This window comes from Clostridium tunisiense TJ, from assembly GCF_000300195.1.
GTDB lineage: Bacteria > Bacillota > Clostridia > Clostridiales > Clostridiaceae > Clostridium_J > Clostridium_J tunisiense.
Genome location: NZ_AMQH01000005.1, coordinates 274461 through 298225 on the forward strand (window position 1 = coordinate 274461; position 23765 = coordinate 298225).

A 23765-nucleotide genomic window follows, 5' to 3' on the forward strand; every position below is an offset into this window, starting at 1 on the left:
ATGAGAAAGAAAAAAGTGCATCATGAAGAACACGTTGATGAAACATGGCTAATTCCTTATGCAGATATGCTTACTCTTTTGCTAGCCCTTTTTATTGTTATGTTTGCGATGAGTAAAGTTGATAACGAAAAATTTAAGAGTGTTCAGGAGAACTTTAATGCTATATTCTCAGGCGGAAGTGGTTTAATGGAAGAGGGAGAGCCAAGCCTTCCAGTACCACAACCAGGAAATTCTGGGGATATAAATGAAGTGGCTGAAAACTCAGCTATTTCAAGTAATGTATTAGAAGATAATAAAATGAAAGAAGTTAAAGATAATTTACAGGGACAAATTGAAAATGGAGGATATGGAGATAAGGTTAAGGTAGAGCTCAATGAGGGTGGCTTAGAAATTTCCATTCAGGATGTTGTACTTTTTAATTCAGGCGATGCACAAGTATTACAAGGGGTGGAGCCCTTACTTAAGCAAATTTCTCATATGCTCAAGGGACTAGATAATGAAGTCAAAATTGTAGGACATACAGATAATGTACCAATTAGTAATTCTAAGTTTCGCTCAAATTGGGACTTGAGTGCTATGAGAGCCATCAATGTGATGAATTTTATAGGTAGCACAGGTGAAGTGCAAATGGGAAGAATGTCAATTCAAGCTTATGCAGATCAAAAGCCTAAGTATGATAATTCAACAAGTGACGGTAGAGCTAAAAATAGAAGAGTAGAAATTTTTATTGTGCGTAAGTACTCAGCACCTACAAAGGTTAATGGAAATTAAAGTGTTTATAAAGTTAATACACATTTAAAAAGAGCAATTGAACCTTTAATTCAATTGCTCTTTTTTATTTAAAGTAAAAGTATTTAGCTCATCATATTATTTTCTTTGCCTTTACTTATTGTTATAGTTTCACGTTGTCTTAGCATCATATATACATAGAAAGGTATACCAACAAGCATTAAGATAAATCCATACATAACAACCTCTGCCCCTGTTCCATATATTGCATATATTGAGTAAGCAAAAGCTAGTAAAGAAATAAAGGAGTTTTTAAGGAAATTCCAGAGGTTGAATTTTCCTGGGAATTTTTTAAGTAACACTATTTCTGCAGCTGCAGCAAAACTGTAAGCAGGCAAAAATGCTAAGGTTCCAAGTAAAATCATAAAGTCAAAGGCTGATCTTAAACTTCCTACATAATTTAGAATCAGAAGAATATTAGCACATATTCCACTGATTATAAGAGAAGCTGTAGGAGTAGCATATTTTTTGCTTACATGTGCAAAAATTGGTGGGAAAAGTTTTTCTTCTGCTGCGGCATAGGCACTTCTTCCAGTGGTTAAAATCCATCCAGAAGTTGCTCCAAGAGTAGAAATAATTGCACCTATAGCAATGAAGGTTCCACCCCAAGTTCCACTAGTTGAAGCATTTATTATATCTGCTAGTGGGGCATCAGACTTAGCTAATACGTCCTGACCCATTGCACCCATAGCAACTACTGATATTAAAATATAGATACAAGCAGCAATTAGGGTACCCCAAATGGTGCTTTTTTTGATGTTTTTTTCTGGATTTTTAATTTCTCCAGCAGGGACAGTGGCACTTTCTAATCCAACAAAAGCCCATAAAGCTACTGCTATAGCTGCAGGTAAGGTGCTCATACTGCTTACTTCACTGCTAGATACCGTAGATAAGTATTGGGGATCAAAATTTATTATAGCTATAACTAGGAAAACTAATAAAGCTGCTACTTTTAATATTGTAGTAATAATACCTATAATACCTGCATTCTTCACTCCTAAGATATTGATAATAGTAAAGAACCATAATACAAAAGATGTGATTAAAAAGGCTGCCAATGGAGTATTTGCTGAGGGAACAAAGTAAGTAAAATAACTCATGAAGGCAGTAATAATTGCTGCATTACCAACCCAAGCACCAATCCAATATGTCCACCCAATTAGAAAGGCTGGAAACTCTCCAAAGGCTTTTCTTGTGTAGGCAATTGGACCACCAGTGACTGGAATTCTTGAAGATAAATTTGCAAAACTAAGGGCTATGAGTAGAGAACCAACTGAAGTGATAAGCCAAGCTATAATTGCAGTGGTGGGGTTGGAAATTCTTGCTAATGAAGCTGGAGCCATGAAAACACCAGAACCAATGCAGTTACCTACAACAATTGCAATTGCAGCACCTAAACCAAGCTCACGTCTTAGCTTTGATTCTGCAGGATCCTTTAATAAATTTTGACTGTCCATAAAAACACTTTCCTCTGAATTCAAATTAAGAGTATAAATTTAGATAATTTATACTATCTTATATTTAATTATATATCCATAAAATAGAAATTTGAATAAATAATGAATAAAATGTAAAGGAAAATTCGTTTAAATTTGCGATAAAATTCATGGTTAAATGTCATAATATATCAAATACCATAGTTTTTATGGAATCATAAAGTTATAATAATTATGCTGAAGTTTCTTAAGCATGTGAAAGAATTATTAAAATTCAAAGTAAAACAAATCAATGTAGATTTATGTGTTAATAAAATGTTGAATTTTGCTAGAAATATAATTTTATATAAGCTTATAAGTGAAAATTAGGGAGATGGTTGCATGAAAATAATAAAAGTAAAAGGAAATACCTTTTGTATTGATACTGGAATGACTTATATTCCTTTTTACAAAATTAATGATGAAGAGATAATTATGCTAGATACGGGATGGAAGCAAGGAGAGAGAGAAGGTATAGATAAGCTTTTAGAAGAGAATATGTTTAAGATATCGGCAATACTATGCACTCATTCCCATATAGACCATATAGGAAACAATGCGCATTTTAAAGAAAAATATAATTCAATAATTGCTATGCCTGCCTATGAGGCCCATATTTGCAGCTCTACTATAAATCTAAAGGTATTTTATAGTAATCAAAACTTATCAGAAATAACTGAGCATTATGGACATATGGTTTGTGAAACGGATATTATGATTTCTCATGAACAAGATAAAATATATTTGTGTGGTGTAAAGTTTAAAATAATTCATACTCCAGGCCATAGTCCAGCTCACATTTGTATTACAACTCCTGATAATGTGGCTTATGTTGGTGATGCTTTAATAAGTTATGAGGTAATGAGGGGGTCAAAATTACCTTATTGCTTTATACTTAGGGAAGCTTTAGAAAGTAAAGAAAAACTCCGTAATTTGGATTGTAGTAAATACATAGTGGCACATAAGGGGATTTATGAGGATATTTCTAAGCTCATAGATGATAATAATGACTTTTTTAAGGAAATATCAGTTAGAGTATATAATGTGATAAATGGAACAATGACAATGGAAGAAATTATGAGGGCGGTTATTAAAGAATTCAAGATAGGTGTGAAAACTATCTATAAATATAATGTATTGGAGAGAATGCTAAGATCCTATGTTGAGTATTTGGATGAGACTGGGTCAATAAAGTTAATAATGGAAGATGGATTTCTTAAGTATATAAGAAATGAAGAAATCAGATAAAGTTTTATTAAAAAATATGAAAACGTTAAATGAAAAGGTAAATTCGTGTTTTTAGTGAGGCGTTCGTAATGTAGCAGTTAAGTGTTTGAAATCATATTTTTTATCTTTATTCATAATGTACCTCCAATCAACATGGAGGAAATCCACTAACTAGTCTCATTCTAACCAATATAGTGCAAGACTAAAATCGCTAAACACGAATTAAGTAGTGCAATCAAGAAGTTACTTTTTCATTTTACAAAAAAATATGAAAAAACCTCTTGACCCTCACGTTGCGTAAAGGTGTAAATTAATATTAAGGCACCTCAGTAAATTAATTTTGGAGCCTGAGAGGAGATATAGATATGGAGTATACAGTGCAAAAGCTTAGTAACTTAGCAGGTGTTAGCACTAGAACACTTAGATATTATGATGAAATAGGAATTCTTAAGCCGGCAAGAATTAATTCCTCAGGATATCGAATTTATGGTGAAGCTGAAGTTGATATGTTACAACAAATATTGTTTTACAAGGAATTAGGTGTGGATTTAGATACAATAAAAACTATGGTTACTTCACCTTCCTTCGATGGAGCTACTGCACTTAAAAACCATCGACAAAAGCTCCTTGAAAAAAGAGAGCAATTAGATAAATTAATTGCAAATGTAGATAAAACCATAGCATTAAGAGAGGGGAAATTTAAAATGACAAATAAAGAAAAATTTGAAGGTTTTAAACAAAAGCTTATAGATGACAATGAAAAGAAATACGGTAAGGAAATTAGAAAAAAATATGGTGAGGACACTGTTAATAAGTCTAATGCCAAAATGATGAATTTGACTGAAGAACAATACGAGAAAATGATAGAAATAGGAAGAGAATTAGAAGAAACCTTAGCAGAGGCTTTCAAAACAGGAGACCCAGCAGGTGAACTTGCCCAAAAAGCTGCTGATCTTCATAAACAGTGGCTAGGCTTTTCATGGCCACAATATAATAAAGAAGCTCATGCGGGACTTGCTCAAATGTATGTGGATGATGAAAGATTTACAGCTTATTACGATAAAGAGCAACCTGGTACTGCAGAGTTTCTAAGGGATGCAATTTTTATTTATGCTGGTATGGAAAGATAAATAGTTGTAACCTCTTACTGCGATTTTAGTAGGAAGTTAAAAACAAGTTCTTTATAGAGTGTAACAACTTAGTAAGTATCTTAGTCTATTAAAGTAACAACAGCTTAGATGAATATTTTAATAATAAACTTACTATGAAAAACAAAGCCAGAGAAAACTCTGGCTTTTTAACATTTCATTAAGATAGTTCTGAAATCCATTAAAGAAAGCAAGCTCTATTATAAGTTAATATATATATAGATATTATTTATAAGCTATTGTGGATAAACATCAAAAAGAGGTGTTTTCAGCAATCTTTCTTTGAATATCTTCAACCTTATTTCTGTTAAGATTATAGCCTAATACACTTAAAAGTGCTGCAATAAAACTTATAGCCGAGCCAATACTAAGTAATAAACCAAGAATGATTACTGTGCTTTCGGCTTGTATAGTTAAATTTGCATCAAATTTCACCCAGTCTAATATAAAGCCTATAAGTAGAAGGGTGATAGATTGAGACATTTTATAAAATAAAGTTAAACAACCATAATAGCTTCCTTCTGCTCTCTTTCCAGTATTAAGCTCATCTAAATCAATTACATCTGCAATCATTGATAGTGGTAGTGTGAAAAGTCCACCGGTACCAAAACCAGCTAAGATTCCAAAGGGGAAAAAGTAAAGCACATTACCGGTAACATGATCCTTCATGAATATTAAAAGAAGGAAAATAAAACTGCTTATGATGCAAAGTATAATTCCCAAAACCATAGAAGGCTTTTTGTCTAATCTTTTAGAGATTAGTGACCAGATAGGCTGAGATATAATTGAAATTAAAAATTGTACTCCAACTATAAGGGCAATTTGTTGACTATTCAATGAAAAAGTGTAAGTAAAAACATGTAGTCCCATATTTGTAACTAAGGCTGAAGCTATGTTGGTAAACATATAGGCAAAAGCTACATGCCTAAAGGTTTTATTAAGAAATATATTTTTAAAGGCTAAAAGTAAAGTAGACAACTTTGAATCACTTGTGCCAGTTTGAATATGTTCATTAAGAATAGGAATATATTTTTTAGTAGAGTAAAAACACCAAACTGCAAAAGCAATTATAAGTATTGAAGTAAATAGCCCCATGTTATTATAAGAGGCAGGGTTTAGCTGTCCAGAAGGAAATTCTGGCGTTGGCCTAAAGAATACAAACATACCAAATACGGATACAAAGGCTAGTCCAAGAAGGAAGAATATTGTTTTAATTCCTTGTATTGTTGTTCTTTCATTATAATCATTAGAAAGTTCTGCACCAAGGGCAGTGTAGGGAGTTACGTAAATTGTACTAAAGGTCTTAATTACAATTATTAAAATGAAAATAAAAGCAAATTTCAAATATTGAGAAATTCCAGAATTTATATTCCAAAGTATAAAGTTACATATTCCAAGACCTATGCCTCCAATTAAGAGGTACTGGTGACGTCTTCCAAAGGTTTGAGATTTAGTCATATCAGAAATATAACCCATTAGAGGGTCTGTGATGGCATCCCAAATTATACTTAAGCTAACAGCAAGTCCAACTAAACTGCCTGGGATATCAAGAATGGCTGTACAATAAAAAACTAAATAGGTTCCTATAACTTGATTTGAAACTCCAGTGGTGAAATTCCCAAGGCCATAACCCATTTTATCTAGAAAAGGAATTTTTCTGTGGCTACTACTTTTAAGTTTACTCAAAATAACACTGCTCCTTATTTATCAACTTTGTTTTGTATATTTATAATATTATCATAGGAAAATATGACAGTATAGACTTGATAAATAAAAATAAATCTTACCTAGGATTTTATTCATCTTAAATTTGGTTTTAGTTCTATAAAATAAACTATAAATCCTATATAATATACCTATTAACAACCCTTGAAGGAAGAAGGTGTTAGTATTGGAGTTTATTACTGCAAAACAAATCTTATCTCAAAGAACCTATAATGAGAATTGGTTTGGAACAAATTATAATATGAATATCTATAAAGGTTGCTCTCATGGGTGTATTTACTGCGACTCAAGGAGTGAGTGTTATGGTATCAAAGATTTTAGTTTGGTTAGAGGTAAGGAAAATGCTATTGAAATATTAACTAATGAGCTAAAATCAAAGAGAAAAAAAGGGGTCATAGCTACTGGTTCAATGTCTGATCCATACAATCCCTTAGAAAGGGAGGGTAAGCTAACTAGAAAAGCACTAGAAATTATAAATCTTTATGGGTTTGGTGTTGCAATAGCAACGAAAAGTGACTTAATTGTTAGGGATATAGATATACTAAAGAATATAAAAAAACACTCTCCAGTAATTGCTAAAGTAACAATTACTGCTGCTGAGGACGAGTTAAGTAAAAAAGTTGAACCCAATGTAGCTTCTTCTTCAAAGCGGTTCCGAGCAGTAAGTGAGCTTTCAGAAAATGGGATTTTTTCTGGTATATTATTAATGCCTGTATTGCCTTTTATTCAGGACAATGATGAGAATATATTAAGAATAATAGAAAAAGCAGCTGAAAGTGGGGCAAAGTTTATTTATCCTTATTTTGGAGTAACTCTTAGACAGGGTCAAAGAGAATTCTTTTATGAAAGGCTCAATGAGAAATTTTCAGGAATAAAGGATAAATATGTGAAGGAATATGGATTTTCCTATCAGTGTAATTCTATAAGGAATAAAGAATTGTGGAAGTTATTTAAAGAAGGATGCAATAGGAAAGGTATACTATACAAAATGCCAGATATAATAAAAGCTTATAGAACAGAGTATGAGGAGGAACAATTAAGTTTCTTCTAATTTCCTTTGAAAGGTAGATGAAACTTAATTGTCAAGAAGTTCAATGAAAAGTTCTATGGTAAAATAGTAGTATTTTATATGGAGGAAGACAAATGAGTAAGATATATGAATTTAATGCGGAAATTAAAAAAGTACCTGATATTGATGGAGCTTACATTGAAATTCCCTTCGATGTAAAGGCTGAATTTGGAAAGGGAAGAGTACCTGTTACTGCAACTTTTGATGGGGAAGTTTATGAAGGGAGCCTTGTTAGAATGAAAACTCCTTGCCATATTATTGGAATCAAGAAGGATATCAGAGCTAAGATTGGCAAGCAACCTGGGGACATAATAAAAGTTACTCTTGTGGAGAGAGTTGTAGAGAAAAAATCATCCAACAAAGGTTAACTCGAGGTTGTTAATTATGAAAAAGTTAGTCATTATTACATAGAAGACCTATGAAAGTGTAAAAACTCATATACACCACTTTATTTTTAAAAATACTAAATATATTAAACAATTTATAGTGTATAGAATTGTATTTGGACATTTATATCTAATCTAAATTATCTTTAAAACATTGATAATTTAGATTAGATATTACCTTTATAAGGATGGTAATTCTACAATGAAAGTTGTACTATGATTTACTACGCTTCTAGCATAAATTTTCCCCCCATGATGCTCTACAATTGCTTTTGCAATTGAAAGTCCAAGTCCGTAGCCACCGCTTTTTCTTTCACGAGACTTATCAATCCTATAAAACCTATCAAAAATTCTACTTAAATGATCTTCACTTATTCCCTTTCCTGTATTAGTTATGGAAAGAGTGGCATTACTATTTATCTTTTTTAAAGAAAGATTAATAGTACCCTTTGGTTCTGTGTATTTTACTGCGTTATCTAAAAGTATCATAACAACTTGTTTTATTTGCTCATTGTTTCCATGGATTGTTAGTCCTTCCTCAAGATCATAATCAAATAAAATATTATTTTCAAAAATTACAGCCTCCATAGTTAAAATTACATTTTCAATAGTTTCGCTAAGATTAAAGTTTGAAAAAATCATTTTCACATCAGAATAATCTATTTGGGTTAAGTAGAGTAAATCATTAGTTAGTTTCGACATTCTTTCAACTTCAGATTTAATATAGTTTAGCCACTTCTTTTGACTATTTATTGAGTCTTCACCATTAGATAAAAGTACATCTACATTAGTATTAATAACTGCAAGAGGCGTTTTCAGCTCATGAGAAGCATCTCCAATAAATTGCTTTTGCTTTTCAAAAGCCTCTTTAATTGGTGCAATAGACTTATTAGCAAAAAATCTACTAATAAAGAAAATAGCAACTAACATTAATAAGGCAACGGCTAGGAAGGTTAAGATGAGGTTTGTGAGAATTGACTGCTGCCTTGTTATATCTAAAAATACAATCCTATGCCCATTCATATAAGAAATTTTCACAAATGCCCAATGGTTATCATCTAATTTAAATCTTCCATTATCACTATTAAAGGATAATGCCTTTTCCTTAGCCTTTTCATAAAAATCTTCTTCCATATGAAAAATAGACAAAAGCGATACTGTTTTCCCATCATTGTCTGTGATTAGTGTAAAGGAAAGTGAGCGATCTTGAGGAGGAGTCATGGCGTTAAAGTTCGGTATAGGTTCTTTCATATTATCCTTTTGTTTTTTATTAATATCAGATATTTTATGAAGCTCTAAATTTATATCTCTCTTAACATTATTATAAGTAATTAGATAAATAGTAGAAAAAGCAATTACCATCATTACGGAAATTATTACAAGGTTTAGAATTAAAAATTTATTTCTAAGCTCCTTAAACATTTAGCTCTCCTCCAGTATATAACCAACGCCGCGAACAGTTGTTATTTTTACATTTGAGCATAAGTGGTTTAGCTTTTTTCTTAAAAAGGAAATATAAACCTCCACATGATTATGCTCTACCTCAGAATCAAAGCCCCAAAGCTTTTCAATGATGAGCTCTTTTGAACTAGTTGACTTTTTTCTGTTTATTAAAAGCTCTAAAAGTTCACTTTCCTTTAAAATAAGCTTAACTTCTTTGTCTCTACAACCTAATCTTAAAGTATCTGGGGCAAGCTGAAGATCCCCAAATCTTAAAGTATTGTCCTGAGCTACTTCACCCTTACGTCTAGCGATAGCTCTTATTCTAGCTAGCAGCTCTTCTGTTGCAAAGGGTTTAGGCAAGTAATCATCAGCACCACTGTCAAGACCTAAAACTTTATCCGAGATTTCACCTTTAGCTGTAAGGAGTATCACAGGAGTAGAAAGTCCTTCTTTTCGAATTTCTTTTAAAACACTTATACCATCTAGCTTTGGCAGCATTATATCTAGTATTATTAAATCATAAATATTGCTTAAGGCATTATCAACACCAGCTTCACCATCATTTACAGCATCTACAGTATAATTGTTTTTTCTTAGTATTTGAGTTAAAGCTTCTGCTAAATGAACTTCATCTTCTACAATTAAGATTCTCATCTATTTCCTCCAAGTTTATAGTTATTTAAAATCACACAACTTTTAATATAATTAGTTTAATATTTTATAATTTTATTAGGTGTTAATGCAATATATTTTCACTTAATTTATTATAGCATGATAAACCTTAAATTAACCTTAACTCATAAGTAGTTAGAGCCACTAAGATACTTTTCTGATTTTATAGGTATTAATTATTTTACTCTTATTTTCCTTAAAGCATTTAAGGTTTCTTTAAGGTTGTCACTATAAAATAATATACATAAGAACAAGACAACCAGGTAAAGGAAGGGAGTAAGAGCATGGCCATTGAGGTTTTTAACAGGCATGAATGTAAGTATTTAATAGAAGAAGCTGTATTTGGAGAAATTCAAGAGAAGCTTATAAAAGATATGGAACTAGATGAATACAATAAGAGCAAAGATTTATATACTATAAGCAATATTTATTATGACACAAAGGACAATCATTTAATAAGAACATCTTTATCTAAACCAAGGTACAAGGAAAAGCTTCGACTAAGGTCCTATGGAATTCCAGGAGATGATGAAAAAGTCTATTTAGAAATTAAAAAAAAGGTTTGTGGTGTAGTAAATAAAAGAAGAACAAAATTAAGATTAAAAGAAGCCTATAATTTTGTTGCTACAGGTGAAAAACCAGAAATCAAAGCTTATATGAATAAACAGGTTATAAATGAAATTCAGTATATTTTAAGTATTTATGATTTAGAACCAAAGCTTTATTTGGCTTACGATAGAAAAGCTCTTTTTAGCAAGGAAAATAGGGATTTAAGGATAACCTTCGATACTAATATAAGAACAAGAAGATATGATTTAGCTCTTGAAAAGGGAGATTATGGAGAAAGTTTATTAGATAAAGGTAAATGGCTTATGGAAATAAAGGCAGAAAAAAATATTCCTCTTTGGTTATCTAGTATGCTTTCAGAATATAAAGTATTTAAAACGAGTTTTTCAAAGTATGGAAAGGAATATGAGAAATTATTATTAAGAGAAAGAAGCTTGAAAGGAGAATTTGAACCATGTTTGAAGCAATGTCCAGCAGTTTATTCAGTGCAACCACAGTTAATACATCAATATCCTTAATAAATTCAATATTAACTATAGTAGTATCTTTTATCTTAGGAGGAATCATAAGTTTAACTTATATGAAGACAACTAATAAAAGTAAGGGATATCCTCAAAATTTTTCCCTTACCTTAGTTATTGTGCCAACAGTTATTGCCATAATTGTACTTTTAATTGGTAGCAATGTAGCTAGAGCTTTTAGCTTAGCAGGCGCATTTTCAATGATTAAATTTAGAAGTGCCCCAGGGGATCCAAAGGATATAGCTTATGTGCTATTTACTATGGCAGCTGGTCTGGCTTGTGGAGTTGGAGCTTTTGGGTATGCAGTATTGTTTACAATATTTCTTTGTATTCTTATGTTTGTTCTTAATTTAGTTAATTTTGGAGGACAAAAGCTAGAACAAAAGGTACTTAAAATTACTATTCCAGAGGATTTAGACTATGAGGGAGTTTTTGATAGTATTTTTATGGAGCATGTTGCAAACTATGAACTTATAAAGGTGAAAACTACAGATTTAGGAAGTCTATTTCAACTTTCTTATATGATAACCATGAAAAAAGACGTCAGTGAAAAAGAATTTTTAGATGCACTTAGGTGCAGAAATGGTAATTTAAATATTATTTTATCTAGGTATGTGGATAGACCTGAGTATTAAGAGGTATTTAGGAAGGTAGTTAATTTATTTAAATGTATAAATACATTTGCATTGCAAAAAATACTGGGGATAAATACATAATAAGAGGTGGAATAAAATGAAAAAAGTATTATACATTAAAGCTAACCCAAAACCAGATTCCGAGTCAAACACTTTCAAGCTTTCTAATGAATTCATAGAAGAGTATAGAAAGAAAAACCCAGGTGATGAAATAATTGTTTTAGATTTATATAAGGAAAATATACGACCTTTGGATAATGAAATGATTACTAATATGTTTTCTGGAGTAAAGGATGAAGTTTATGAATATGCTAAGTTATTTGCATCTGCTGATAAATATGTAATTGCAGCACCTATGTGGAATTTAAGCATTCCAGCAATTTTAAAAGTGTATTTTGATTACGTAAGTTATGTAGGAATAGCTTTTAAATATACAGACCAAGGTGCTGTTGGGCTACTTTCTGACAAAGGAAAAAAAGCAATTCATATTGTTTCAAGAGGTGGAGCATATAGTGAGGGTCCTGCTGCAGATTATGAAATGGGAGACAAATATATAAGAACTATACTAGGGTTCTTCGGCATCTATGATATAAAGACTTTAGCTCTTGAGCTTACAAATGTACTTCAAGGAGAAGAATTAGAAAAAGTTACACATAGAAGTTATGAAGAAGGTAGAAGAATGGCGAGGGAGTTTTAGCTTAATTTAAATTAATAAATTCAGAAAAAAATAGACTACTAATTAATTTTTAAACTTATAAATTCTTTAAGTTTAAACGCTAATTTTATTAACACTTACTTTTAAGAACTATTAAAACTAGCTTGTAAAATCCTCTTGTAAACCTAATTTTTGCAGGAGGTTTTTTAATTTGATTTTCTCTAAAATTACTTGAGTATTTAGTAGATTTTACAAAAACAAAGTTTTCTGATATAATTATACAAGCATATTGTTACATATAAATTATCAGTTTTAATTACTATAGGCTTCCATGGGTAAAGAATATCTTATGTACCACGAAAGGTCTTAAGGTTGCCAAGGTGGTTATACATAAATTAAGTATTGACTTTAGTTTACTATAGTAGCATTTCTTAAATTAAATTTCTAAAGGCTTCTAAAGAAAAACTATTAATTATGTAAAGCCTTAAAAGAACCGAATTAGGGTTCATATATAATTTTAGTTTTTAATTTATTTTGCATAAAATAATCAAGTCTTTATAACCAAAGAAAAAAAGATTTGAAATCACATATAAAGGGGAGGGCATATTTGTCTTTAAACAAAGTTTTAAAGATGAAGTAATATGATGAAAACCTATAAGTTTACTGCATATGATGTTTGTGATGAAATTGCACTAAATATTATTGCACAGCATTTTAATCTTAACAAGAAATTAAAGTGGGAAGATACTATACTTTTAAAAGAGAATAACTTAAATGGAATAGTATCTGATACTGAAAATAAGTATATATTTTTATATCACTTTGGAAGTATAGTATTTGTTAATTTCGAATACCATGAAGTTATGGATGCTATCAAGTATTTTAAAAACATTAGTAGTAAGTGTTTTAAAGATATGAACAAAAACTATTACACCGAAGAATTTACTCTTTTTGTAGATGAAAGTAAGGAGTTAGAAATAAGCTTTGATTCCATGACTATAGGAACACTGAATGAAACCTATATGGCTACCTTATCTTTAGTTTTATCTAAGTCTGTTTCCTTGGATAAAATTGAGCAGGATATAGAAATTCTTACTGATGAAGTGGAAAGTGTGATGGATTACTTAGATAGAGGTGCTTTTACCCTAAAAGACAAGGATCTTGCAAAGTTATCTTCAAAGATACTTCGTGGTAAATTTGATATAGTATCTTACTTAAGGCTTCTAGATAAACCAGATATTGCATGGAGAAATGAATTTGCTGAAGAGCTTTACCTAGAGCTGATTGATTTATTTGACATTGCAGAAAGATTTGAAAAAATTAAAAACAAAACTGAAGTTTTATTAAATGTTATAGAAGTATTTTCTACAATTATGCATTCAAAAAAAGGTAATACTTTAGAATGGATAGTTATAATCCTAATTGCTTTCGAACTTATACTTCCTATATTTGAAATGCTTTTTTAATAAGTAAGTATGGAGCATAAACATAAGAGATATATAATTATTTTCAAAAAGTTTATAAAGTAACTTTACTTATTATTATTAATATAAAATCCTGTGATATTTGAAATATTGCAGGATTTTTTCATTTTACAGAATTATTTAAGAAAAAATTAAATATACATGCATGGAAATAAGGTAGTAAACAAGTTGACTAAAGAAAATCACAGGAGTATGCTTTTATAGGGAATAAAACTAATCTTAGGAGTGATGGTTACATGAAACCAAAATTATTAAGGATGATAGAAAGAAAGGAGATTACTAAGGAAAGAGTTTTAAAGGATATAATTGCAGGAATTATAGTTGCTATTATAGCATTGCCATTGTCTGTAGCACTAGGAATTTCCTCAGGAGTATCTCCAGAAAAAGGACTTATAACGGCGATTATAGCAGGATTTTTAATTTCCTTTTTAGGGGGAAGCAGAGTTCAAATTGGTGGACCTACAGGAGCCTTTGTTGTAATTGTTTATGGTATTATTCAAAGTTATGGCATAGAGGGCCTTATTATATCTACAATTATGGCAGGAATTATTTTAATAGTTTTAGGATTGCTTAGATTTGGAAGTGTGATTAAGTTTGTGCCTCACCCAATAACTGTTGGGTTTACTTCAGGGATAGCTATAACCTTACTTTCAACACAAGTTAAGGATTTTCTGGGACTAACTATAGATAAAGTACCAGCAGAATTTATTGGGAAGTGGGAAGCATATTTTGCGCACCTTAATACCTTTAATTTAACAGCATTTTTAGTAGGACTTGGGTCATTACTTATTATGATTTTGTGGCCTAAAATTAACAAAACAATACCTGGTTCATTAGTTGCATTAATAGTAGCTACCTTGGTGGTTAGTCTATTTAACCTTCCAGTAGAGACTATAGGTAGTAGATTTAATAATATTTCATCTACAATTCCTGTTCCAATGTTACCAAAGGTAAGTTTTGACACTATAAAAAACTTGTTAAGTCCAGCCTTAACTATTGCAATACTTGCTGCCATAGAGTCCCTACTTTCCGCAGTAGTAGCTGACGGAATGATAGGAGGCAAGCATGATTCAAATATGGAATTAATAGCTCAAGGTGTAGCCAATGTGGCTTCAGGTCTGTTTGGCGGAATTCCAGCTACGGGAGCTATTGCAAGAACTGCTGCCAATGTGAAAAATGGAGGAAGAAGTCCTATTTCAGGAATTGTCCATGCAGTAACTTTACTTTTAATAATGTTAGTGTTCATGCCTTTGGCAAAGTTAATACCAATGACTACCTTAGGAGCTATACTAATATTGGTATCTTATAATATGGGGGAATGGAAAACCTTCTATTCTCTTTTGAAAGCACCAAAAAGCGATGTAGCTATACTTTTAATAACATTCTTTTTAACAGTAGTATTTGACCTAGTGGTTGCTATTGAAATAGGAATGGTACTTGCTATGTTCCTTTTCATGAAACGAATTGCAGATACTACAAAAATAGAAACTATGGTATTATGCAGTGAAGGAGAAGAGGAACAGGTAAGAGATGAAAACTCTAAAGATAATATATTGGTGTATGAAATAAATGGACCTTTATTCTTTGGGATAGTTCATAATTTTATGGATGTAATGAAAGAGATAAATTCTTCTTATGAAGTATTAATACTTGATATGAAAAATGCAAATGCTATAGACTCTACGGCCATGGAGGCTCTGGAGAATCTTTATAAAAGATGTGAAAAACATAATATTAAACTTTTACTAGCAAATATACAAGAGCAGCCTCATAAGGTTTTAAAAGGAATGGGATTCTTAAAACTAGTTGGTGAAGAAGCTATATTCGATGACAGAGAAGAAGCTTTAAAATCAGTGGCTTAAAAATAGAGGACAAAAATGTGTTATTTAATGATGCATTTTTGTCCTTTTTTTCATAGAAATCTGTGTAATCCATAAGATGTAGATTTCTACTAGTATAGGTTTCTCAGATAAAATAGAACAAGAATCTTATTAAGGATTTTCAGCTCTAATTAAATAACCTTATATGAAAGATTAGCTTCAGAGAAGGCTTTAACTTAAAAGGGCAAGAGAATTACTCGGATAAAACAAGATTAAAAGTTTATCTTATAAAAACCATAGTATCTTCATTAGACATATCCTCAGAAAATTTATAACCCACTAAATTGAAATCTTTGATTTTCGCTACTTCGCAAATTCCATTTTTCATAATATAACTTGTCATAAGCCCTCTAGCCTTTTTAGCGTGTACTCCTATAATTTTATATTGATTATTTTTACTCTCTTTGAAAGAGATATTCATTATCTTAATTTTTTTAGAAAGTTGTTTTAAGTTAAGAGATTTAGAGTACTCTTCTGAGGCAAGATTAATTAAAATCTTATCACCTCTGCTATTTAAAACCTCTTGCTCTATATGGAAACTTAGCTTTTCTCCCCAGTATTCATATAGATTTTTTGAGCAATTAACCTGTAATTTTGTGCCCATTTCAAGTCTATGTTCCTTTATTAAGTCTAAAGGCCTCAAGACTCCATAAAGTCCAGATAATATTCTTAGGTTTTCTTGTGCAAAATGGATGTGCTCTTGAGAAAATTCTTCAATGTTTAAGCCTTTATATACATCACCTTTAAAGACGAATATTGCTTCCTTGGCCTTTTGGGATGCAGCATCATTTAAAATCTGAAACCTTTCATAATTTAATTTGGCTAAGTTCTCACTTATACTCATTAATTTACCAACTTCTTCTGAAGTTAACTTTCTTAGTACTTCTCCTAATTCAAAGGCTTCCTTTAGAAATATAGGTGACGTAAACTCTAAGTTTGATCTTGGACTTTCAAAGTCTAAGGTTTTTGCTGGTGAAATAATTGTAATCATTAAAAGCTCCTTTTATTTATAAAATTTAATCTGCATTATAGAAGCAAATTAGATTTAGTTTTTAAATACATTATATAAAAGTTGTCCAAAGGTTTCTATATTAAATAATAATTTTTAGTGGGGGCAATTTGTATTTCTAATAGACAAGTTTCCATTTATAAAAAGGTTAATGGAAGTTATTTACTTATTGACTAATATGGAAGTTTTATTAGGAATGATAGCAAGAAATTATATAGGTTTTAGTATAAAACCATTATCTTACAAAAAACAATAACCTTTTTTCCATAATTAAATATAATGAATATATATGGCGTTTTGATTCTTATTAATAATGCCAAACAATTTAAATAAGGAGAATATATGTTAGTTAGAGAACAACAACAATTAACAAGAAGAAGGTTTGTAAACCAGTCTATTCAGTTGAATTTGTTTTTCTTAAGAGTGGTTAAGGAGCATCTAATATTTGTTGCAGCCTCACTGACTCCAAAGGATGTGAATTATGCTCGTCAAGCTGGTATGTTAAAAAGAGAAGTAGAGAGATTATTAGGTGAAACCGTAAAGCTTGCTTCAGGAGTAATTAGGCCTAATCAAATTAATTCAGGAGAATATGTAACCAAGTACACTTTAGATGCAGAAAAAGCAACTCAATTCTATACAGGAATTGAAATAGATACAAACATAACGTTAATGGAGTTAAGTCTAGGTGAAAGCAACTTACCTATAACTGATGATATAGAACCTGAAAATATACCAGAGGATGCACCTTTTGGACCGAATTTCGATGAACAGGCTAGTGCACAAAATATATTTGTATTAAATAGAAGAATTATTCCTGTTATAAGAGAAGTAATAGGATTTAAAGAAACCTTGATAAAAAGGGTTGCTTCTTGCCAAATGTTCACGCTAGCTTATCCTCATATGGTTGAGCATATTTTAGATGAAACTAGATTCTATCTAACTATGTTAAGAAGACTTCAAAGAATGACCAATGTTGATGTTGACATGGAAGCTGTTGAACAAGAATCTTTCTGGAACGAAATCATGGGAGACCATGCAAAATTCATAAGGGGAATGCTAGACCCTACAGAGGCAGAATTAATTAATGTTGCTAATGAATTTGCTGAGAGATATGACCAGCTTGTTGAAGAAGCTGAAAATTTAAAAAGCAATATGAATAATTTAGGTACTGTAACTCAACAAAGTTTAAGAACCACTAGGGAGTTTAGAAACTTCAAGACTCAAGGTGTACAGGGAATTTTGGGATGCAAGGTTAAATCTATTATTTTACCACTACTTGCAGACCATGTATTAAGAGAAGCCAATCATTATCTAAGAATCTTAAGAAGGCTAAACAGGCCTAATAGATATTAATTATAAGTAGGCGTACTCTAATTAGGGTACGCTTTATATACTTTGTACTTCTAAGAAGTTAGATTATGATATTAAAAAACCCCTACAGGAAATTAATTTCCTCATTAGTTAAATTAATTTCAATCTTAGAACCTCATAATTGTGGTATAATTAAGCTTATGCTTTAAGTACATATGGCAAGATTATTTAAAAGTTTGAATAATTTCATATAACTGGGTTACAAGTGTATTTGACAACACTTAGTGGATATAATTAAAAAGATAGTAGTTTCAAATTGAGGTGTAGTTTATGAATTTTAATATAAGCGAAGAGGGGATTAAAATCTCTTTTGGAGATATTATATATCTTCGTGGGCTTGATATGTATCTTAGAAATAAAATAAGAAAATTAGATGTGATAGAAAATAGTGCAAATATCTTATCTATAGCTTCAATAGTAGAGTCAGCTGATAATTTGCAAGATTATAGAGTTAGAATAATTATGAATAGATTAAATGAACAGTTTTTCAGCTCCTGCACTTGCAAAGCCTTCTCAGATTTTAAAAAGTGCAAACATATTTCATCAGTTTTAATTAAACTAAGTAGAGAAGGAAACAACGGTTTTGGTGGTATAAAAACTGTTGTAAATTATGGAGATCAATTACTGAATTATTATAAAAAAGCAACAAATGAAAATTACAAACCAAGCCAAGCTGTAAATATGAATGTGACTCTAGAATTTGCAGCCTCTAATTATCAAAACCACCATTTGGAGTTAAAGGTTGGAATAGATAGATTATATGTAGTGAAAAATGTGAAGGAGTTTATCCAAAGTGGACTTATTCGAAGAGAATCTATTGAATTTGGGAAAGGTTTTACCTTTCAACCAGAAAATCATTATTTTTTGAGGGAAGATCAAGAGGTAATTGATTTAATTAAGGAAATATATGATTTGAATGAAGCCATAAGTAGAAATATATACATTGATAGATCCTCAATACTTTTAAGCGGCAAAAAAGTGCATTTCACTGATTCCCAATTAATTAAGTTTTTAAAGCTTAAAAATAAGAAATACATAAATGCAAGAATTCATGGTATGGAGCACAAGGATATAGAAGTGATTATTGAAGATATGCCTTTGGATTTTAATATTGCCTTAAAAAAGGATAAAGTTAGACTTACTCTTGAACATGAACTACCAGAAACCATAGATAAAACCAATAGAGTTTATCTATATAATAATAAAATTTATGTGCCTTCCCAAAATCAAATAAGTGGATTTTTGCCCATGTTAGATGTTTTAAGCAAAAGAAAAAATAATTCTATAGATTTTTCTAAAGAACACATTCAAGAGGTGGCTACATATGTGATTCCTAGTCTTAAGGCTATAAGTAAGAATATTAATCAAGATAAAAGTATCAGTAGTCTTGTAAAGGAAGAACCCTTAAGAATTAGATATTATCTAGACAAGGAAACAGAAGGGGTTAGTTGTGAGGTAGTGTTTAATTATGGAGAGGTAGATTTTCACTTAGAGGAAAGCAAAGGAAGTAAAGAAGGCATAGTTATAATAAGAAACCTAGAGGAAGAGAAGCAAGGTCTTAGAGCATTAGAGGATTTTGGATTTTCTAAGGAAAAGGGAAAGTTTTATTTAAAAGATGAAGAAGCTGTGATGGATTTTATCACTGCAGGCTTGGAGGTAATTAATGTACTTGGAGAAGTTTATTACTCTGATAGTTTTAAGGGAATAAGAGTGATTTCTTCAAAGAGTTTTAAATCTTCAATATCTTTAAATGAATCAAATTTGTTAGAGTTTGAATTCAGTATTGAAGGTGTAGATAAGGAAGAGTTAAAGGGGTTATTCAGTTCCTTAAAGCAGAAGAAAAAATATCATAAGCTTAAGAATGGTTTTATTGTGCCACTTCAAAGTGATGAAGTAGAAGGCTTTCAATCTCTTGTGGAGAGTTTAGATATAGATGCAACTAAATTTGCAAAGGGAAATATTACTCTTCCTAAATATGCTTCTTTATATATAGATGATAAAATAAAGAATAATAATTTAGGGTTCATTGGACGGAACAGAGCCTTTAGAGAATTGGTTAACACTATTAAGGATGTAAAGGATGCAGACTATGAACTACCAAAGGGAATTACAGGAACTCTAAGGGATTACCAAAAAATTGGTTTCAAGTGGTTTAAAACCTTAGCTTATTGTGATTTTGGTGGAATATTAGGTGATGAAATGGGCCTTGGAAAGACCTTTCAAGGAATTACTTATATTCAATCAGAAAAGGAAGAGGAAAAACTTGAAAATCCTGCATTAATAGTTTGTCCAACATCCCTAGTTTATAATTGGCTTAGTGAATTTGAAAAGTTTGCACCTAATTTAAAGGTGCTAGTGGTATCAGGGAGTAAGAGTGAAAGAGAAGCTCAAAGAGATGAATTGTTAAGCCATGACGTAGTAATTACTTCTTATCCTCTTATAAGAAGAGATATTGAAGATTATAAGAAAATCAGGTTTTCCATTTGCATTTTAGATGAAGCTCAACACATTAAAAATCCAACATCCTTAAATGCTCAATCAGTTAAGGAAATAAATGCAGGAAAGAGATTTGCATTAACAGGAACTCCAATGGAGAACTCATTAACGGAGCTTTGGTCTATCTTTGATTTTATTATGCCGGGTTACCTAAAGACCCATGGTAGATTTACAAAAAACTTTGAAACTCCTATTGTTAAGGACAAGAATGAAAATGTATTAAATGAGCTGCTAAAGTTAATAAGACCTTTTATTTTAAGAAGATTTAAAAGGGATGTGGCTTTAGAACTTCCACCTAAAATTGAACATAAAGTAGTGGTAGAAATGACTGAAGAACAGAAAAAGCTTTATGCATCCTACGTAGAGTCCTTCAAAGAAGAAATCAAAGAAGAAATTAGAGAAAAAGGCTTTAATAGGAGCAAACTTAAAATTCTATCACTATTAACTAGATTAAGACAAATATGTTGTGACCCTGGTAGTTTTTTAGAGAACTACAAAGGAGATAGCGGTAAATATATAGCTTTAGATGATATTTTAGAAGAAAGCATCGCCAATGGTCATAGAATACTTTTATTTTCTCAGTTCACCACTATTTTACATAATATTAAGGGAAGGCTTAATAAGGCTGGAATTAACTCTATGTATTTAGATGGGTCAACGCCATCATTAGAAAGAATGGATATGGTAAATGAATTCAATGAAGGTAGTGCAGAGGTGTTTTTAATTTCCCTAAAGGCAGGAGGAACTGGCCTTAATTTAACAGGAGCAGACTTGGTAATTCACTTTGACCCTTGGTGGAACCCAGCAGTAGAGGATCAAGCTGTAGATAGAGCACACAGAATAGGTCAAACTAAAACTGTAGAAGTAATTAAGCTTATAACAAAGGGAACCATTGAAGAGAAGATTTATGCACTCCAAGAAAAGAAAAAGGAAATTATCCAGAGTGTGTTAGATGGTGAAAATCATAGTGATGTAGTTATAAGCAATATGACAGAAGAAGAGGTTGAAGATTTATTCAAGATCTAAGTCTAATCCCGGAAGGGGAATTATTCCATATTGAGAATTAGAGTAGATCATTATCCTTTGATAAGGCAAGTGTAGAATTGTATTAATATGTTATAACTATGGAATTAATAGCTAATCTTAAAGCACTATAAATCCTGAGATGTCTACTCTATTAGAAGACTTTCAAGATTTATAGTGCTTTCTAGATATTATTTGTATTTTTCTATGCAATCCTTACATATACAAGCTTTACCTTTTTTCTCCTCAGGAACCATGTCAATAACATGCTTTGGTACTATTACAGTATCGCACCAACAGCCACCTTGGCCATGTTGGCACCCATTATCTTTTCCACAAAGAGGGCAAAGTCTTTCTTCTCCTGTTACGCTCATTATTATCACTCCTTCAATTTTAGTTTTGAATTATTACTTTAATAGTTTTCTAACAAGATTAACTCTATCTCCATAAGGTGGAAATACTAATTTAATATCAAGTTTTGTACTTTTCTTAAGGATGCTCTTTCTATGGGAGAAGGTTTTAAAGCTTTCTTCCCCATGATAACCACCAATTCCAGAGTTACCTATACCACCAAAGGGCATAAAGGGAGTAGCCACATGGGAAATAGTATCATTAACACAACCACCACCAAAGGATATGGAGTTTAAAACTTTATGATCCACAGAAGTGTTTTCTGTAAATAGATATAGTGCTAAGGGTTTTGGTTTACTATTGACAATGGTTATAGCTTCCTCAATAGTTGTAAATTCGAGAATTGGCAATATAGGGCCAAAAATTTCATCTTCCATAGAACTATCCTCAAAGGTTACATTGCTGATTAAGGTTGGCTCAATATATAAATCCTTTTCATTAACTTTTCCACCATATATTATTTTATCCCTATCTTTGTTTATTATATTAGCAAGTCTCTTAACTTGTCTACTGTTAACTATTCGACCATAGTCAGAACTTTGTGAAGCATCTTTTCCATAAAAATCAACAATTGCTTCTTTTAGCTTAGAAATTAATTCATCCTTTATATTTTTGTGAACTAATAAATAATCAGGAGCAATACAGGTCTGACCTACATTAATCAGCTTACCCCAAACAATTCTTTTTGCAGCTACATCTAAGTTTGCACTCTCCTCAACAATTACAGGGCTTTTACCTCCAAGTTCTAGGGTTACAGGCACTAAGTTTTTCGCAGCAGCTTCCATAACAATTCTACCTACAGGCACACTGCCAGTAAAGAAAATATAGTCAAAGGGAGCATTGATTAGTGCCGAAGTGGTTTCTTTTTCTCCTTCTATAACCCTTACATAGTTCTTATCAAAGGTTTCTTCAATAAGGTTTTTTATTAATGCTGAAATGTTAGGGGTACTTTCGGAGGGCTTTAATACTGCGCAATTTCCAGCAGCTAGAGCACCTACTAAGGGTTCAATAAGAAGCTGGAAAGGATAATTGAAAGGACCAACAATAAGCACTGTACCATAGGGTTCGTACATAATATAGCTTTTTGAAGGTATTTGATGTATTGGAGTTTTAACCTTCTTAGGTTTTGACCATTTTTTAAGGTTTTTACTAATATAACCAATACTATCAAGAACAAACCCAATTTCTGTGCTATAGGCTTCAAATTCACTTTTCCTTAAATCTTTGTATAGGGCTTCTAATATTTCTTTTTCATATTTTTTTATTGAAGCTTTTAGTTTGTTAAGACTATCTATTCTAAAGGAGATATCCTTAGGTTTTTCACTGTGAAAAAATTCTTCATGTTCCTTAAGAAAGTTTATAACCTCTTCTTTGTCTAACACATTCATTTTTAGACTCCTTTCAAAATTCAATTTTAATACAAATTTTATAATCAAATCATAGCATATAGACTTTTAAGGTGAAACTTTATCTTATTAATGCCTATGTAACAACGAGCTAGTGATATATGATGGAGGTAGTTGAGCCTTTATAGACTTTAACATTATTTTACTATATAATTAATGTGATTATAACAAAGAATTATTATTATAGTTACTTTTAATAATAATGTTTCATTAAAAACATTCATAATCGAAGAACAATAATTTATAGATGTAAAATTTTGCTTATATAACATATATTATATAATAGTATTACCGAAATGAAATTTATATAGGAATAAAAGCTTATATTTTTATTTAAATTCATATTAAATTATTTGCTTATAAGTTTAGTATG

The 23765-nt window shown here is 31.0% G+C and carries 19 protein-coding genes; 12 read left to right on the plus strand and 7 right to left on the minus strand.

What is annotated here, in order from left to right; all coding sequences use genetic code 11:
- Positions 1 to 771 (plus strand): flagellar motor protein MotB, encoded by a 771-nt coding sequence (locus C661_RS0105080; RefSeq protein ID WP_017414229.1) that lies wholly within the window; start codon positions 1 to 3, stop codon positions 769 to 771.
- Between the two features lie 83 nt (positions 772 to 854).
- Here the strand turns inward: C661_RS0105080 and C661_RS0105085 are convergent, their stop codons facing one another.
- Positions 855 to 2246, minus strand: coding sequence for an amino acid permease (locus tag C661_RS0105085; RefSeq protein ID WP_017414230.1), 1392 nt, complete (start codon positions 2244 to 2246; stop codon positions 855 to 857).
- Between the two features lie 360 nt (positions 2247 to 2606).
- Here C661_RS0105085 and C661_RS0105090 point away from each other — a divergent pair, with 360 nt between their 5' ends.
- A complete protein-coding gene (locus C661_RS0105090; RefSeq protein ID WP_017414231.1) occupies positions 2607 to 3512 on the plus strand; it encodes an MBL fold metallo-hydrolase in 906 nt (301 codons plus the stop codon).
- A 344-nt stretch (positions 3513 to 3856) separates the two neighbouring features.
- Positions 3857 to 4621 (plus strand): MerR family transcriptional regulator, encoded by a 765-nt coding sequence (locus C661_RS0105095; protein WP_017414232.1) that lies wholly within the window; start codon positions 3857 to 3859, stop codon positions 4619 to 4621.
- 270 nt (positions 4622 to 4891) lie between these two features.
- On the opposite strand, the gene C661_RS0105100 is transcribed toward C661_RS0105095, so the two are convergent.
- Positions 4892 to 6325 (minus strand): MFS transporter, encoded by a 1434-nt coding sequence (locus tag C661_RS0105100; RefSeq protein ID WP_017414233.1) that lies wholly within the window; start codon positions 6323 to 6325, stop codon positions 4892 to 4894.
- Between the two features lie 205 nt (positions 6326 to 6530).
- Here C661_RS0105100 and C661_RS0105105 point away from each other — a divergent pair, with 205 nt between their 5' ends.
- Together C661_RS0105105 and C661_RS0105110 are read left to right on the plus strand one after the other, a co-directional pair.
- The gene (locus C661_RS0105105; protein ID WP_026050941.1) at positions 6531 to 7415 is read left to right on the plus strand and encodes an SPL family radical SAM protein; all 885 of its coding nucleotides are present in this window, start codon (positions 6531 to 6533) and stop codon (positions 7413 to 7415) included.
- Between the two features lie 92 nt (positions 7416 to 7507).
- Positions 7508 to 7801, plus strand: coding sequence for a DUF1905 domain-containing protein (locus C661_RS0105110; RefSeq protein ID WP_017414235.1), 294 nt, complete (start codon positions 7508 to 7510; stop codon positions 7799 to 7801).
- Positions 7802 to 7999: 198 nt separating this feature from the next.
- Here the strand turns inward: C661_RS0105110 and C661_RS0105115 are convergent, their stop codons facing one another.
- On the minus strand, positions 8000 to 9241 hold the full coding sequence (locus C661_RS0105115) for a sensor histidine kinase (protein ID WP_017414236.1): 1242 nt from the start codon (positions 9239 to 9241) through the stop codon (positions 8000 to 8002).
- A complete protein-coding gene (locus tag C661_RS0105120; protein WP_017414237.1) occupies positions 9242 to 9916 on the minus strand; it encodes a response regulator transcription factor in 675 nt (224 codons plus the stop codon). It lies immediately after the preceding gene.
- A 302-nt stretch (positions 9917 to 10218) separates the two neighbouring features.
- Here C661_RS0105120 and C661_RS0105125 point away from each other — a divergent pair, with 302 nt between their 5' ends.
- From C661_RS0105125 to C661_RS0105145, 5 genes are all read left to right on the plus strand, one after another.
- A complete protein-coding gene (locus C661_RS0105125) occupies positions 10219 to 11019 on the plus strand; it encodes a polyphosphate polymerase domain-containing protein (protein ID WP_017414238.1) in 801 nt (266 codons plus the stop codon).
- A complete protein-coding gene (locus C661_RS0105130; RefSeq protein ID WP_017414239.1) occupies positions 10956 to 11657 on the plus strand; it encodes a DUF4956 domain-containing protein in 702 nt (233 codons plus the stop codon). The genes C661_RS0105125 and C661_RS0105130 overlap by 64 nt, the downstream gene beginning before the upstream one ends.
- Positions 11658 to 11754: 97 nt before the next feature.
- Positions 11755 to 12354 carry an FMN-dependent NADH-azoreductase gene (locus C661_RS0105135; RefSeq protein ID WP_017414240.1) on the plus strand — a complete coding sequence of 200 codons (600 nt, stop codon included), beginning with the start codon at positions 11755 to 11757 and terminating at the stop codon, positions 12352 to 12354.
- A 599-nt stretch (positions 12355 to 12953) separates the two neighbouring features.
- Positions 12954 to 13778: an RMD1 family protein gene (locus tag C661_RS0105140; protein ID WP_017414241.1), complete on the plus strand. Its 825-nt coding sequence runs from the start codon at positions 12954 to 12956 to the stop codon at positions 13776 to 13778.
- Positions 13779 to 14032: 254 nt separating this feature from the next.
- Complete coding sequence (locus tag C661_RS0105145; protein WP_017414242.1) at positions 14033 to 15658, plus strand: SulP family inorganic anion transporter; 1626 nt, start codon at positions 14033 to 14035, stop codon at positions 15656 to 15658.
- Between the two features lie 238 nt (positions 15659 to 15896).
- On the opposite strand, the gene yaaA is transcribed toward C661_RS0105145, so the two are convergent.
- On the minus strand, positions 15897 to 16667 hold the full coding sequence (yaaA, locus tag C661_RS0105150) for a peroxide stress protein YaaA (RefSeq protein ID WP_017414243.1): 771 nt from the start codon (positions 16665 to 16667) through the stop codon (positions 15897 to 15899).
- A gap of 360 nt (positions 16668 to 17027) precedes the next feature.
- Here yaaA and C661_RS0105155 point away from each other — a divergent pair, with 360 nt between their 5' ends.
- Together C661_RS0105155 and C661_RS0105160 are read left to right on the plus strand one after the other, a co-directional pair.
- A complete protein-coding gene (locus C661_RS0105155) occupies positions 17028 to 18038 on the plus strand; it encodes a DUF2935 domain-containing protein (RefSeq protein ID WP_017414244.1) in 1011 nt (336 codons plus the stop codon).
- A gap of 288 nt (positions 18039 to 18326) precedes the next feature.
- Entirely contained in the window at positions 18327 to 21578 is a 3252-nt protein-coding gene (locus C661_RS0105160; protein ID WP_017414245.1) for a DEAD/DEAH box helicase, read from the plus strand.
- A 188-nt stretch (positions 21579 to 21766) separates the two neighbouring features.
- Here C661_RS0105160 and C661_RS0105165 read toward each other — a convergent pair whose 3' ends face one another.
- The gene (locus C661_RS0105165; protein WP_017414246.1) at positions 21767 to 21949 is read right to left on the minus strand and encodes a cysteine-rich CWC family protein; all 183 of its coding nucleotides are present in this window, start codon (positions 21947 to 21949) and stop codon (positions 21767 to 21769) included.
- Between the two features lie 33 nt (positions 21950 to 21982).
- Positions 21983 to 23374 (minus strand): aldehyde dehydrogenase, encoded by a 1392-nt coding sequence (locus C661_RS0105170; RefSeq protein WP_017414247.1) that lies wholly within the window; start codon positions 23372 to 23374, stop codon positions 21983 to 21985.
- Positions 23375 to 23765: the final 391 nt, after the last annotated feature.

Bases quoted from the DNA above. Each gene is read 5' to 3' on its own strand.
- C661_RS0105095 (WP_017414232.1), top strand. From the start codon at position 3,857: ATGGAGTATACAGTGCAAAAGCTTAGTAACTTAGCAGGTGTTAGCACT.
- C661_RS0105135 (WP_017414240.1), top strand. From the start codon at position 11,755: ATGAAAAAAGTATTATACATTAAAGCTAACCCAAAACCAGATTCCGAG.
- C661_RS0105140 (WP_017414241.1), top strand. From the start codon at position 12,954: ATGATGAAAACCTATAAGTTTACTGCATATGATGTTTGTGATGAAATT.
- C661_RS0105120 (WP_017414237.1), bottom strand. From the start codon at position 9,916: ATGAGAATCTTAATTGTAGAAGATGAAGTTCATTTAGCAGAAGCTTTA.
- C661_RS0105085 (WP_017414230.1), bottom strand. From the start codon at position 2,246: ATGGACAGTCAAAATTTATTAAAGGATCCTGCAGAATCAAAGCTAAGA.
- C661_RS0105170 (WP_017414247.1), bottom strand. From the start codon at position 23,374: ATGAATGTGTTAGACAAAGAAGAGGTTATAAACTTTCTTAAGGAACAT.
- C661_RS0105090 (WP_017414231.1), top strand. From the start codon at position 2,607: ATGAAAATAATAAAAGTAAAAGGAAATACCTTTTGTATTGATACTGGA.
- C661_RS0105165 (WP_017414246.1), bottom strand. From the start codon at position 21,949: ATGAGCGTAACAGGAGAAGAAAGACTTTGCCCTCTTTGTGGAAAAGAT.
- C661_RS0105130 (WP_017414239.1), top strand. From the start codon at position 10,956: ATGTTTGAAGCAATGTCCAGCAGTTTATTCAGTGCAACCACAGTTAAT.
- C661_RS0105155 (WP_017414244.1), top strand. From the start codon at position 17,028: ATGTTAGTTAGAGAACAACAACAATTAACAAGAAGAAGGTTTGTAAAC.
- C661_RS0105145 (WP_017414242.1), top strand. From the start codon at position 14,033: ATGAAACCAAAATTATTAAGGATGATAGAAAGAAAGGAGATTACTAAG.
- yaaA (WP_017414243.1), bottom strand. From the start codon at position 16,667: ATGATTACAATTATTTCACCAGCAAAAACCTTAGACTTTGAAAGTCCA.
- C661_RS0105115 (WP_017414236.1), bottom strand. From the start codon at position 9,241: ATGTTTAAGGAGCTTAGAAATAAATTTTTAATTCTAAACCTTGTAATA.
- C661_RS0105080 (WP_017414229.1), top strand. From the start codon at position 1: ATGAGAAAGAAAAAAGTGCATCATGAAGAACACGTTGATGAAACATGG.
- C661_RS0105125 (WP_017414238.1), top strand. From the start codon at position 10,219: ATGGCCATTGAGGTTTTTAACAGGCATGAATGTAAGTATTTAATAGAA.
- C661_RS0105110 (WP_017414235.1), top strand. From the start codon at position 7,508: ATGAGTAAGATATATGAATTTAATGCGGAAATTAAAAAAGTACCTGAT.
- C661_RS0105160 (WP_017414245.1), top strand. From the start codon at position 18,327: ATGAATTTTAATATAAGCGAAGAGGGGATTAAAATCTCTTTTGGAGAT.